General features: G+C 63.3%; 10 protein-coding genes and 3 pseudogenes. 4 read left to right on the top strand and 9 right to left on the bottom strand.

Annotated features, from left to right (window positions below; genetic code table 11):
• Nucleotides 1-27 precede the first annotated feature (27 nt).
• The 4 genes from ICG51_RS05250 to ICG51_RS05235 are packed head-to-tail and all read left to right on the top strand — an operon-like array spanning nt 28 to nt 3728.
• Complete coding sequence (locus tag ICG51_RS05250; RefSeq protein ID WP_190281956.1) at nt 28-1149, top strand: glycosyltransferase family 4 protein; 1122 nt, start codon at nt 28-30, stop codon at nt 1147-1149.
• A complete protein-coding gene (locus ICG51_RS05245; RefSeq protein WP_190281955.1) occupies nt 1146-1877 on the top strand; it encodes a class I SAM-dependent methyltransferase in 732 nt (243 codons plus the stop codon). The genes ICG51_RS05250 and ICG51_RS05245 overlap by 4 nt, the downstream gene beginning before the upstream one ends.
• Complete coding sequence (locus ICG51_RS05240) at nt 1867-2895, top strand: glycosyltransferase family 4 protein (protein WP_190281954.1); 1029 nt, start codon at nt 1867-1869, stop codon at nt 2893-2895. Before ICG51_RS05245 ends, ICG51_RS05240 begins: the two co-directional genes overlap by 11 nt.
• Nucleotides 2892-3728, top strand: a complete 837-nt coding sequence (locus tag ICG51_RS05235) for a glycosyltransferase (protein ID WP_190281953.1) — start codon at nt 2892-2894, stop codon at nt 3726-3728. Before ICG51_RS05240 ends, ICG51_RS05235 begins: the two co-directional genes overlap by 4 nt.
• On the opposite strand, the gene ICG51_RS05230 is transcribed toward ICG51_RS05235, so the two are convergent.
• The 9 genes and pseudogenes from ICG51_RS05230 to ICG51_RS14345 form a co-directional block, all read right to left on the bottom strand.
• Nucleotides 3699-4820, bottom strand: a complete 1122-nt coding sequence (locus ICG51_RS05230; protein WP_223809524.1) for a glycosyltransferase — start codon at nt 4818-4820, stop codon at nt 3699-3701. The genes ICG51_RS05235 and ICG51_RS05230 overlap by 30 nt on opposite strands.
• A gap of 4 nt (nt 4821-4824) precedes the next feature.
• Entirely contained in the window at nt 4825-5688 is an 864-nt protein-coding gene (locus tag ICG51_RS05225) for an FkbM family methyltransferase (RefSeq protein ID WP_190281951.1), read from the bottom strand.
• A gap of 21 nt (nt 5689-5709) precedes the next feature.
• The gene (locus ICG51_RS05220; protein WP_190281950.1) at nt 5710-6954 is read right to left on the bottom strand and encodes an oligosaccharide flippase family protein; all 1245 of its coding nucleotides are present in this window, start codon (nt 6952-6954) and stop codon (nt 5710-5712) included.
• Nucleotides 6955-6999: 45 nt separating this feature from the next.
• Nucleotides 7000-7131 (bottom strand): annotated as a pseudogene (locus ICG51_RS05215) (GDP-mannose 4,6-dehydratase); the annotation flags it as partial.
• The gene (locus ICG51_RS05210) at nt 7128-7916 is read right to left on the bottom strand and encodes a hypothetical protein (protein ID WP_190281949.1); all 789 of its coding nucleotides are present in this window, start codon (nt 7914-7916) and stop codon (nt 7128-7130) included. The gene ICG51_RS05210 and the pseudogene ICG51_RS05215, both read right to left, overlap by 4 nt.
• A gap of 68 nt (nt 7917-7984) precedes the next feature.
• Entirely contained in the window at nt 7985-9928 is a 1944-nt protein-coding gene (locus ICG51_RS05205) for an acyltransferase family protein (protein ID WP_190281948.1), read from the bottom strand.
• A 13-nt stretch (nt 9929-9941) separates the two neighbouring features.
• Nucleotides 9942-11825, bottom strand: a complete 1884-nt coding sequence (locus tag ICG51_RS05200) for a hypothetical protein (protein WP_190281947.1) — start codon at nt 11823-11825, stop codon at nt 9942-9944.
• Between the two features lie 351 nt (nt 11826-12176).
• A pseudogene (locus tag ICG51_RS14350) lies at nt 12177-12314 on the bottom strand (prepilin-type N-terminal cleavage/methylation domain-containing protein); the annotation flags it as partial.
• Between the two features lie 393 nt (nt 12315-12707).
• Nucleotides 12708-12797 (bottom strand): annotated as a pseudogene (locus ICG51_RS14345) (prepilin-type N-terminal cleavage/methylation domain-containing protein); the annotation flags it as partial.
• Between the last annotated feature and the right edge of the window lie 3 nt (nt 12798-12800).

Raw genomic sequence — 12800 nt, 5'->3', positions numbered from 1 at the left:
CGCAACCTGCCGCCGCTGGTGGGCGGCATGGAGCGGTTGAACTGGCACATCGCCGATGAACTGTCGCGGCGGGCGCAGGTGCAGGTCATCGGCCCGCAGGGTTCTGCTGCGCTCAAGCCTGCGAATATCGGATTGAGCGAAGTTCCGCTGCGCCCGCTGCCTCGCTTCCTGCTGGCGTCTGCCTGGCGGGCGCTGCGGCTGGCACGGCGACAGCGCCCGCAGGTTGTGCTGGCCGGTAGCGGATTAACTGCACCGGCTGCCTGGTTGGCCGCCCGAGCGTGCGGTGCGCGGGCGGCGGCCTATGTGCACGGATTGGACGTTGCAGTGCGACATCCGGTCTACCGGGCCTTCTGGTACCCAGTGCTGCGTCGCATGGACGTGGTGGTCGCCAACAGCCGGCCTACCGCGGACTTGGTCTGCGCGCTGGGTGTCAGCGAGGATAGGCTGCGCATCGTGCATCCCGGCGTGACCTTGCCAGAAGCGCCGCAGGCGCCTGAAGCCCTGCAGCGGTTTCGCGAACAGCACGCTCTAGGGGACGCCCGTGTACTGCTGTCCATCGGCCGGTTGACCCGCCGCAAGGGGCTGCTGGAGTTCGTTCGCAACGCCTTGCCGGGCATCGTGCACGCGGCACCGGATGTCGTGCTTGCCGTGATTGGCGATGCGCCGACCGACTCCCTGCTGGCGGGCGTGCAATCCCGCGACAGCATCCAGGCCACGGCGGATGCCGCGGGCGTCGGCCGGCACCTCCGCTTCCTGGGCGTCATCACCGATCCGCAAGCGCTTGCCTGTGCGTACGAATCCGCGGCCCTGCATGTGTTCCCGGTCCGCGAACTGCCGGGCGACCCTGAGGGTTTCGGCATGGTGGCCATCGAAGCCGCGGCGCATGGCCTGCCGACCGTCGCCTTCGCCACAGGAGGCATCGTGGATGCAGTGGCGGAAGGGCGTTCCGGGAGGCTGATCGCCCCTGGCGATTACGATGGCTTGCGCGATGCCGCGCTCGCCGTGTTGCGTGATGGCGAAGGCGCATGGCGTACACGCGCGCAGGACTTCGCCCGGCAGTTTGCCTGGCTGCGGTTCGGTGCATCCCTGCGGACCAGCCTGAGCATCGGTGGTGGGGCCGCGGATGCGATGCAGGCGGCTGACATATGAACCGCCAAGCACATGCCGTCACCGATCTGGCATCGCGCAAGCCCAAGGCACTCAAGATCGAGCGCCTGTTGGGCCTGAAGCCCGGGGCAAATCCGCTGGAGTTGCTGGAGATCGGGACTGGCTCCGGTGGAATTGCACATTATTTCGGAACGCATCCAACCCTGTCCTGCAATGTCACCGCGGTAGATGTGCACGACAATCGGCAGGTTCACGCAGGCTACGACTACATCCCGGTGCAGGGCGTCGAACTCCCGTTCGAAGACGCTAGATTCGACGTGGTGATCAGCAATCACGTCATCGAGCATGTAGGTGACAAGGAGGCGCAACTGACGCACTTGCGCGAGATCCGCCGTGTGTTGAGAGCCGGTGGTTGTGTCTATCTGGCCGTACCCAACCGCTGGATGCTGACCGAGCCGCACTACCGCCTGAAGTTTCTCAGCTGGCTGCCGAAGCCGTGGCGCACGCCTTACCTTCGATGGTCAGGAAAAGGCGATCTTTACGATTGCGAGCCGCTGGAGCTGGCGCAGATCGAGGCAATGCTGGCGACAGCGGGTGTGAGCTATCGGAATATCTGCGTTGAAGGACTGCGGGAAACGCTGGATATCGAGCGGCCGGGCGCGCTGGCGACCCGATTGTTGAGGCGGGTTCCAGATAATCTGCTCAAACGATTCCGTGGGCTCATCCCTACCTTGATCTATCGTATCGAGAAGAGCGGCCATGGCCGATAGCGCGCCCGCCATCTGGTTTCCCGCCGTACGCACATGCACCGGCACCGACGTGTTCACCGAGCGGTTGGTAGCTGGACTGCGGGCGCGTGGCCTGCGCGCAGAAATCACATGGTTGCCGCTACGCGCGGAGTACGCGCCTTGGACGGTGCGCGTGCCCAAGGCGCCGGAATGGGCGACGGTCTGCCACATCAATACCTGGCTGCATCCGCGCTTCATCCCCCGGCAATTGCCGGTCGTGGCGACGCTGCACCATTCGATCCACGACCCGGCATTGAAGCCTTACAAGGGATGGTTGCGCGCCGCCTATCACCGCTGGTGGATTGCGCCCATTGAACGCCGTGTCTTGCGCCGGGCCGACCGGGTAGTGGCTGTCAGTCGCTTCGTGGCCGAGATGGCCCGCCAGACCCTGTGTGATGTGCCGATGGAGGTCATCTACAACGGCATCGATACGGAGGTGTTTCGGCCCGGAAACCGCGTGCGGCAACCGGGTGAACCGTTTCGTCTGCTCTATGTCGGCAGCTGGATGGCGCGTAAAGGCGTGGATCTGCTGGCCCCGATCATGCGTGAGTTGGGGGGCGAATTTGAATTGCAGTACACCGGCGGCCCGGCGGCGGAAAAAGACAAGCTCACCATGCCGTCAAACATGCATGACGTGGGGCGCCTGACAGGGCCGCAGGTAGTTGCTGCGATGCAAGGTGCGGATGCGTTTCTGTTCCCGTCGCGTAGCGAGGGGCTGCCGTTGGTTGCCATCGAGGCTATGGCTTGCGGCCTGTCTGTCATTGCGATGCAGGGGACGTCCGTCGAAGAGGTAGTTGCGCATGGCAGAACGGGCCTGCTGTGCAAGCGAGAGGAAGTTCTGGCATTTGCAGAGGCTGCACGAGCCATGGCGACGGATCGGCAGCTGCGCCTTGCGTGCGGTGCTGCTGCGCGCGAGATGGCCGCGGCCCATTTCCGGGAAAGCAAGATGGGCGACGCCTATATCCAGACGTATCACGACCTTCTGGAAGGGAACGCATGACCGCCGCCATCACCATCCACTTCCGGAAGCCGGAACTGACCGCAAGGTGCATCGACAGCCTGCTGGCCGATGGGTGGGCGCCGGTTCTGGTTTGGGACAACTCCGCGGACGAGGGGTACAGCCTGCGGGCGCTTGCCGCCCGCTACGCCGGGGAGCCGCGCGTGCAGCTTGTCGCCAATCAAACCAACCTCGGGTTCGGCAAGGGCATGAATGCCGCCCTGTCCGAGCTGGAGCGCAGGGGCCATGCCGGCCCCCTCCTGCTGGTCAACAACGATGCGGAGGTATTGCCCGGCATGCGTGCGGCGCTGCTTGCCGCGCTGCCCCGCGACAGTACCGTACCGGCGCTGGTGGCCCCCCGAATTCTCCAGGGTGGCCAAATTCAGGGGTGGCTGTACTACCAACGATGGCTGGCGCTGGTGACCGGTCGCCCGTTGCCGGGCAGCGTTGCCTACCTCAGCGGTTGTTGCCTGCTGGTGCGACGTACCGACCACGCTTCGCCCTTGTTCGACGAGGACTTCTTCATGTACGGCGAGGACGTCGAGCTGTCATGGCGCTGGCGCAGGCAGGGCGGGGCGCTGGTGTTGCTGGATGAGGTCTGGTTGCGCCACGCCGGATCTGCCAGCAGCGGGCAGGCCAGTGCGGCCTACGAGCGTTTTCTGGTCGGGTCGCACTGGATGTTGGTGCGCAAGCTTGCGGGCGCGGGATTCCAAAGGTGGGTGATGTGCGCCACGAAATTGCCGGCGTTGATTGCCCGTGCTTGCCTTCGGGCATTGCGCTACCGCTCGCTGGTGCCAATCAGGGCGTTAGCTGAAATTGCCCGAGTCGCTGCGTAATTTTTCGATCAACGCGAGATGCTGGCGTGCGGCTTCGGATGCTGTGAACTGTGAAAACCATTGCTCGCTGGGGCGCTCGGCGGTCCATGGCTCCTTGATGGATTGCAATATGGCATCGGCAAGCGCTTGGGCGTCATCGACGGGGACTAGCTTCCCATAGCGTCCATCTTCCAGCAGCTCAGACGGGCCGAAATCACAGCTCGTGGATATCACTTTCGTACCCGCCAACATCGCTTCCACTAGCACCAGGCCGAAGCCTTCAAAGCGCGAGCTGAGCACAAAAGCATGTGCAGCAGACATCTGGGAGATGGCGTGCGGCGTGAAGCCTGCGAGGCATATGGATTCGTTCATTCCGCAGGATGCGATTTGATTTTGTAGGGTGTCACGAAGTGCCCCCTTCCCAAAGATGATCAAGCGTGCATCGGTCCTCTTTCTTGCGCGCGAGAACGCGTCAATGAGCACGTCGAATCCTTTTTGATGTTCCAGTCGCCCCATCGCAACGAATGTGGGGACAGATTTATCCCTTAGCCATGGATGCAGTGTCTCCTCCGTCCCAGTGATTTGTGGCGCCGAGTCATCGATGACCGGGTTGAGGATCGTGGTCAGTCGTGATGATGGGATGCGAAGAAAATCAGCCGTCGGCTGGGCGAGTGATTGAGATACCGCGATCACGTGCGCCTTTCGTGCGGCCCAGCGGGACAGGTGGGGGCCAATAATTCGATTGAGCCAAGTGCCTTGCTGCCAATCGATGTGCAGGTTGTTTTCGTTGCGAATTACTAGGGCTGGGGTATTGCGCCAGCTCAGGCTGGACAAGGCGGCTGCAATTCCAGTATAGATTCCAAAGCAAATGACGGCATCCGGATTTAGTTCGTTTACAAGCGCTGCGAGATTTCGCCGAGCTTTGATGGGTTTGCTTGATTTCAGGTCAAATAATGAGCAATGTCGATTCACTTTTGACGCCAGCTCGCCCGCTAGCGAGGGAGGTGCAATCGTGACCTCGTGGCCCAGTGATGCCATGGCGGAAGAAAGTAATATCGCAACTTGTTGTGCGCCACCACTTGATAGTTGTGGGGTAAAAAATATTATGCGCACAGCTCTACCTTGGTTTGATTAGTAGTATGTCTGTAAATTCGTTGATAGTGCGATATTTATTATTAACCTTATCGAGGGAAGTGCTTGTGCTATTTGGTGACTTAAGGTCGAAAATTTCGTAACCCAGAGTTGCTTTTTTAAGTAATTCAAGTCCTCCGGAATGCTCAAGATATGTGGGGTTGAACTCGCATACCGCCGGAGTCCCCGTGCTGAGCAGCCGCCCAGCGCCGGTGAGTGCATGCCCCTCATAGCCTTCGATATCCATCCAGAGCAGGCTAGGTGCCGATGGAAGGTCTAGATCGTCCAGCTTGGATGAAGAGACCGGGATGCCTTCTGCGCCGATGCTGTGATTCCCGCTGTTCGTGGCGGATTCGTGGAGGTGCAGTGTGACGCCGCTGCGGTCGCCGACTGCCTGCGCCAGCACGGTGACGCGATCCTCCAGCCCATTCAGCGCGATGTTGGCGCGCAGCAGCCGGAGGTTGTGGGGGTGCGGTTCGATGGCGGTGGCAGTCTGGATGAGTCCGCGTTTTAGCGCCGGAATGGTGATGGTGCCGATGTTCGCGCCGACGTCGATCAGGTGAGTGGGGGCTGGGCGCCCCTCCCGCCCCAGAATGGCCAAGGCGGTCTGGAGCTTTGCGAAGTCGAATTCCCCGTGCAGAAACACCTCCCGCCCGATGACCTTGTCGGCCGTGGATACCACGAAGTGCTCCGGGTGTCCGGCCACCAGATAGGGCACCGGCATCGCGTCGTAGGCGGCCCTGCGCAGGAGGGGGGGGCCGCCGCGGAGCAATGAAAACAGCGTTCTGCTGGCGGCCAGCAAGGGGCGACGCAGCAGTCTGGAGTTGCGGAGACGATCTGCGACTTGCATGGGCTATCCAGTAGGTCGGCGTCAGCGCGATGCGCGCATTGCGAAGCCCAGCAATGCCAGGCTCATGGTGGTTTCTGCAATGTAGCTGGCGATCACCGCGCCTGCCATCCCGTGGGCGGGCACCAGTGCGGCCACGACGCAGACGCTGACGCCACCGCCGAGGATGTAGGCCCAGCTGATGTGCTGCATGTGACCGTGGTGAATGGCGTGGAAATTGAGCAGGGACCGGCCTACTTGAAGCAGCGGCAGCCAAGCCAGCATGCGTAGTACGCGGACGGCGTCCTCATGAGCGTTACCCACCAGGAGCGGGAGCAGTGGCGCGGCCAGCCAGACCAGCGCCCCCATGGCCAGTGCCATCAACAGCAGTGCAGCACCGGTTCGGCGCAGCTGCGGGAGCGGGTTCGCTTGTGCATAGAGCTTGGGCCAAAGGGCTTCCTGTAGCGCCTGCAAAGGAAGGCTGGCCATGTCCACCGCGCGCTGCGCGATGTTGTAGCTGCCGGCAAGCCCGAAGCCCGCATGCGCCAGCACTGGTTTGTTGAACTCGCCCTGCAGGCGCATGGCCAGTGCGGATGCACTGAACGGCAGCCCGCTGCGCACCGGCATGGCTTCCGTCGCGTCCTCCGCGACGACCGACGCCACAGTGCGCACCACCGGCCACAGCAGCAGGGCATACACCACGCTGGCGGCAGTGAATGTCCAGAGGACGGAGGCGATGTCCGTCCGGTTGGTCAGGAAAACCAACAGTCCCAGCGCAAGCAGGCGCAGCAGGGGCAGGCCGGCATTGATGGCGCCGTAGGCGTGGTGCCGATGCTGCGCTTGGCGGTAGCGTCCGGCCAGTTCGGTGAGTGAGGACGCCAGCAGTTCGCCGCAGATGGCGGCTGCCATGGCGGCTACTGGCAAGCCTTTGGGGATCAGCAAAAGTGCGATGCCGATAGCGGCGGCGGACAACGGCAGCAGCGTCCGGGTCCAGGTGGTGACGGCACGTTCGAGGTACCACGGCGCGGCCTGTGGATCGCGCGCCACGTTGCGCAACACCATGTTGGACAGACCCAGCCCTGCCAATGGGACGACAAAACCGGCCACGGCGATCACCGCAACGAACTCACCGTAGGTCTGCACAGCAAGCGTGCGCGCCAGCAACACGACGGTGCCGGCTTGTGCGGCGGCGCGCAGCATCATCCAGCCAAGCAGCGCCCCTCCGTGCTGCGCCAGCCGGCCTGGCCGCCATTCGAAAACGGCCGTGCCCAAATTGCGCAGGTGCGTCATGTCAAAGTTTCACTAACGACGGCTCATAACCAGTTGGGGAGGGTTGCCGATCCGCTTGATACGGAGGGACGACGAGCGTCGCTTGATGCCATGGACTTGGTAGCCCTTGGCCAGCAGGAACTCCGCCAGATTTGCGCCGTTCTGGCCGGTGATGCCGGTGATGAGGGCTTTTTTCATGCTTCGCTCGGGGTGACCGGTTGATCGGACTCCAAGCGTACATTCTGCCTCACCAGCACGAACAATCCGCTTTCCGTCCGCGCCAGGGAGTGGCCCCATCCGGAGGCTGAAAGCTGCTGGTGGAAGTCGCGAAGGTGACGCATGAACAGAGCATAGCCCTTCGGATTGAGCGCATAGCCCAGCCCTTCGCTGAGCACGGAGTCCAGCACGGCGAACCGGTGGGGATCCAGCATTCGCAGGTGCTTGCTGCCAAACGAGATTCCCAGGCCGTGTGGCAGTCCCGCGGGACGCCGGGGAGACGCCTGTGCAATGGCTTCCTCGTCGCTGGCTGCGGCCAGGGCGGCCTGCATCCAGCGTTGCATCACGTCGCCCAGGCGTCCTGCGTGGTGTCTCTTCAGGTTGCCCAGCACGCGCCCGCCGCCGCCCCAATAGCAGACGGTTTCCGAGAGCGTTGCTGCGGCCCCGGCAGACGGTGACAGCAGATAGCGGCAAGCCAGGTGCTCCACGCTGCCGGTGGTTTGCACCGTGTCGGCCGGTTGCTCGAGGTTCGCAAGGGCAACGCCACAATCCAGCGCCGGCCGTGTGAAACGGAAGTCCGCGATTGCCAGGACCTCCGCCGAATCGGTGTCGATCACCGTGCGCATCACCCCATCCGCAGCGCGGAACGGCAGCGCGACCCCTCGGCCGTCAAACAGATCCCCCCGCTCGCATGTGGGGCAGATCTGGATCCAGCGCTTGTCGTCCGCCTTTTTCAGAAAGCCCCCGCGGGCGGGTGACTGGCGCAAGGTGCGCCCATTGATCCGGCTTGTTGGGCCGGAGCAATGCTTGCAGGCGCTGCCTGGATGATCGGTTGTCATTGAGCAGCCACCCGCAGCGCTCTTGCCATTTCTGGCGCCAGCGATTCGGCAAAGCTCCCGCTCAGGTGCTGGTTGTCCCGGTACGTCACCCGTCCGTCCAACTCCGCGCGGCAGAGGCCGTCCGGGCAGACATGCGGCCGCAAGTCCACGAACTCGACGTTGGCGAATCGCGATGCGGTGGCTTGCAGCGAACGTCGTATGGCGTCGGCATCGGCATTTCCGGGCGCTGAGGTGCAGCGCCTTGCGTCGGCCAGCCACGCAGGGCGCAAGGCCTGCTGCATCAGGCATTGGGGGCCATCGAAGGGCAGCGCGGGCGTGTCCGCCAGCAGGACGATGCGCGTAGCGGCCGGGCTGAGCCGCGCCAGCACGCGGGCGGTGCCTTCCGTCCATTGCTGTGGGGTGAACGCCGCTGGGGCGCTGCCGAAGATGAACAGGTCTGGCTTCAGTGCCTGGATCTTTTGCAGCGCTGCGTCGCGCCACTGCGCGCACTCGGTGTACTCGCGGCCGATGCGGGCATAGAAGATCGGCGCATCCACCATCGGGCAGGCCGACTTGGTGATCACCAGCAAGCGCCAGCCGGCATTGTCCAGCGCTCGGTGTACTGCAGGAAACCATTGGCCGACATGGCTGTCGCCCATCAGCACCGCGGTACGTGGGGCCTGTTCGCTGCCGAAACTGCAGGTGCGCACCGTCGCGCTGCGGTACCAGTCGTCGCAACCCATGGCGTAGATGGCCGGTGCATCCGTGCGCGCGGCCGCATAGCGTTGCAATGCCGGCGTCTGCAATGCGTCGCTGGCCTGCCGTGTCCAATGCGTTGCCAATGCGACCATCGCCGCCATGCTGGCCAGCGATACGAGCACGGCGGTACGTGGGAAAGCCAGCCACTGCCGCCAGCGGCGCAGCGGTGCTTCCACCAGCGCGTGGGACCCCGCGGCCAGTGCAAGCGAAACCGCCACCAGCAGCGCCCGGTATTCCGGCGCTTGGCTGCCGGTGTAGGCCACGCCCAGCAACAGCACTGGCCAATGCCACAGATACCAGGAATAGGAGATGCGCCCCAGCCATTGCAGCGGCGGCAGCGAGAGCAAGGCGCCGGCGCCGCGCTGGCCTCCAGGCAGTGAGCCTGCCAGCACCACCAACACGGCGCCCATGGTCGGCAGCAGCGCCCATGCACCGGGATAGGCACGTTGCGCATCCAGCAGCAGGCCGCAGGCAACGATCAACGCCAGCCCCAGCAGGCCAAGCCCGGGTGCGGCGCGCGTCAGCCGGGGCGAAGCAGGCGTCGTGCGCGCAAACACCAGCCAGACCAGGGCGCCCGCGGCGAACTGCCAGGCGCGTAGCGGCATCATGTAGAAGGCCAGCAACGGCGCCGTGCGGGTCAGGGCGATGCACGCCAGCAGGCTGGCCAGCAACACCACCCCCATGCCGATCCGCAGCCTGGCGACACCGCGTTCTCCATCGCGTGCCAGCAGCCACAACACCAGCGCGGGCCAGACCAGATAGAACTGCTCCTCCACGCCCAACGACCAGGTGTGCAGGTACAGGTTGGTTTCGCTGCCGGCGGCGAAATAGTCGAAGTTGCCCAGCGCGAAGTGGAAATTGCTCAGCCATAAGGCCGCCATCTGCGCAGTGAACAACTGCTCTGATTGTTCAAAGGGCGAAAGCAGCCAGGTGGAGGCAAGCCCCACCACCAGCAGCATCAGCAGCAGCGCCGGCAGCAACCGACGCAAGCGGCGCACATAGAACGGGAGTAGGCTGATGCGGCCCGTGGCGGTGGCTTCCTGCACCAGCTTGCCGGTGATCAGAAAGCCGGACAGAACGAAGAACACGTCCACGCCAATGAAGCCACCGGCTAGCCAGGGCACGCCCGCATGTGCCGCGACCACCAGCAGGATGGCGATGGCCCGGAGGCCCTCGATGTCTTCGCGAAAAAAAGTGCTCACGAAACCGCGAAGATCATTTCGGGCCTGATTGGCCAGAGACACCTGTGAATCGCCCTATGGCAATGTTTTCGATCTTTCTGGCGAGATCTGGGCGCTGCTTGGTCTTGAGTTCGTCGGCAAGTTGCTGCGGAAACGGATCTGCAGGATTGGCGGCGCTGACAGCAACGGTGAAGTAGGGCATCGCTTGGTCCGGATCTTCCAGGTCGTTCATGATGAAGTAGCCGAGCGATGCGCTGTTGAATGGGGTAATGGACGCCCTTCGGGCCAGGGTAGCAAATGCTTTGAGCATTTCCCGCTTATCCAGCGCCACATCCTTGCGTGCGTAGTAGGCAAGGATCATCGGCGCGCGCTGGTTGTCCCAGCCCATGTGGACAGCGTTCATCCGGCTCTGAAAAAGGGCCCAGTCGTGCTGCGTCACGTCGCCGCGAAGAGTCTTCAGGACAAGCAGGGTTGCCGGGCTGTTGAGTGCATAGGGGGCGGCTGTCGACCCGTTGCGGCATGCCTCGATCGCCTTGTCCAAGTTCGAATTTTCTTTGACGGCTTCGCCGCCGGCCTTGAAGTAATCCATGCACAGGCCGAACCATGCGCGTGCGGAGTGCGGCGCCAACTCGGTGCTGGTGCGAGCAAAGGCCAATTTGTCTGCCCAGCTGTGGGCGCGAACCAGCGTGGCGCTTCCCAGCGTGATCAGCAGGATGACGCAGAGGCCGGACTGCGCCCCAAGACGCAGCCCAAGGCGCGCGCCTGCGTGCGCCAGCAGACTGCCCACCGCCAATACCGCGCCGATGAGGGCAAAGTGGTTGCGGTGCTCGAAGGCCAGTTCCAGTCCTATGACATTGCTGGTGATGACGTGCGCACTGAAAAACAGCAGGATGCCGAAGGAAAACAGGGGCCAGCTTGCACGCAGTCGCCATGCAAGTACTAGCAGGGCCAGCAATGCCGCGATGGCAGGCAGGGTCGTCCAAGGTTGCAGGAAACCACGCGAGGGTTGCAGCCAGTCGTAATAGAACGGCATGTGCGAAGGCAGGGGCACCAAGATCTGCCACAGGTACAGGCATAGCACCCTGGCCTGGGTCAGCAGGCGTTCCGGTGTTGAAAAATCGCGTGCCGGATACGCTTCCCAATGCCAGTGGTTCGGGATCAACCACAGCGCGTATGCTGCCGCACCGGCCAGCGTGGCGATCAGGTAGCCGCGGCGCAAGCGGGTGGCCAAGCCGGTGTCCGCAGCGCCAAAGCGAAGCACGGTCAGTTCCAGTGCCAATGTGTACGCGGGTAGCAGGATGCTGTCTTCCTTGCAGCCCATGGCCACAACCCACAGCAGCATTGAGACCAGCAGGCCCGTTCGCCCTGGATTGCCTGCGATCTGCGCACGCCTTGCCTGCAGGTAGGCCAGCAGCGCCAGCACCAGGAACAACGTGCCCATGGTCTGCATGCGCTGGACCACGTACAGCACGGAGGAGACCTGCAAGGGATGGAGGGCCCATGCCAGAGCAAGTGCGGGGGCGGCCCACTGGGCGCGTGTCGCGGAAACCCTGGTGGCCAGCAGCAGCGCATGGAAGAACCATGCCAATGCGCAGGCGGTCAGGGCATGAATCAGGATGTTTGTGGTCTTGAAGGTCGCGGGGTCGAAGCTGCCCGCGCGCAGATAGTCGAGTGCGAATGTCAGCGTGGGGACGACGCGCAGACTGCCCGAAATCTGGGGTGCGGTGGCAATCGTGGCCAGTTGGTCGACATCAAAGCTCTTGAGCTGGAGGTCATCGTTGTTGACGATATTGGGGATGTCGTCGAGAACGAAGTCACCCGGCAGGCCGGCCAGGAAGGGCAATGCTGTGAGCAGTGCGACGATCAGGCTGAGAAACAGGCGGGGCAACAAGGGCCGGTGGCCGGGGATCATGGGCATGGACAGTGGCATGAAGTGGCGATAGGCACCGGGTCATCGGCGATGGCTCAAGATACTCGCACGGGTGCGTGCCGGCGACTCATCTGGTGGCTGGCAGGGTTCTGTCGGGAAGCATGGTGGGCGGCGGGCCTTTTGCCTTCGGGCCGGCGCACTCGAGCGTCAGTTGAGCACGCAGGTGCCGCTGTTCATGTCGCAGGTGACGGTGCGATTGTAGGGCGGGCGTGGGGTAGCGGTGATATCGGTATCGACATCGGTCGCGGTATCGATCGAGGCGCAGGCGCCAAGGTCTGGGCCTTGGGGTGACGTGCCGTTGTAAATCGAAGCTAGTGAGAAGCTGGCGTAGTTCTTCGCTTCCGCCAAACAGGCCGTTTCAGACGAGCGGATACGGTAGTTGTTGTAAGCCGGCAGGGCGATGGCAGCCAGGATCGCGATGATGGCCACCACGATCATCAGCTCAATCAGGGTAAAGCCGCGTGCGGTGCTGCGCATGGTGGTGCCTCGGGCGAAATGCCTAATACCGAATGCAAAGCAAGACTCGGGCCAAATCCCCTCATGAGTGCGCGGCAAAGTTGTGCGCCCCTGCGGCAGTTGATGATATGCCGGTACAAAAAAAAGCCCCTCTTGCGAGGGGCTCTTGGTGCGAAATGCAATGCGCGCGTATCAGGGCAGGCGGCAGGTCGCAGTGGTCGGGCTGCAGGTCGGATCCTTGATGCCGGGGGCCGCCGAAGTGAACGCGCCGGTGGCGCCGTTACCCGTGGCGCAAGCCTTAGCGTTGAATGTCGGAATGGTCATCGCCGAAACAGATGCTGCCAAGTAGGCATTCATGAACGCCTTGGCCTCGCCCAGGCAGGCATTCTCCGCCGAGCGGATGCGGTAGTTGTTGTAAGCCGGCAGCGCAATCGCGGCCAGGATGGCGATGATCGCGACCACGATCATCAGTTCGATCAGGGTGAAGCCTTGCTGCTTGTTCATGGT

This window comes from Thermomonas sp. XSG, assembly GCF_014678725.1.
Lineage (GTDB): Bacteria > Pseudomonadota > Gammaproteobacteria > Xanthomonadales > Xanthomonadaceae > Thermomonas.
This window is presented reverse-complemented; position numbering and strand designations above follow the sequence as displayed.

Excerpts from the sequence above, each read along its gene's own strand:
- ICG51_RS05250 (WP_190281956.1), top strand. The coding sequence starts at position 28 with ATGGAGCGGTTGAACTGGCACATCGCCGATGAACTGTCGCGGCGGGCG.
- ICG51_RS05245 (WP_190281955.1), top strand. The coding sequence starts at position 1,146 with ATGAACCGCCAAGCACATGCCGTCACCGATCTGGCATCGCGCAAGCCC.
- ICG51_RS05240 (WP_190281954.1), top strand. The coding sequence starts at position 1,867 with ATGGCCGATAGCGCGCCCGCCATCTGGTTTCCCGCCGTACGCACATGC.
- ICG51_RS05235 (WP_190281953.1), top strand. The coding sequence starts at position 2,892 with ATGACCGCCGCCATCACCATCCACTTCCGGAAGCCGGAACTGACCGCA.
- ICG51_RS05225 (WP_190281951.1), bottom strand. The coding sequence starts at position 5,688 with ATGCAAGTCGCAGATCGTCTCCGCAACTCCAGACTGCTGCGTCGCCCC.
- ICG51_RS05220 (WP_190281950.1), bottom strand. The coding sequence starts at position 6,954 with ATGACGCACCTGCGCAATTTGGGCACGGCCGTTTTCGAATGGCGGCCA.
- ICG51_RS05200 (WP_190281947.1), bottom strand. The coding sequence starts at position 11,825 with ATGCCCATGATCCCCGGCCACCGGCCCTTGTTGCCCCGCCTGTTTCTC.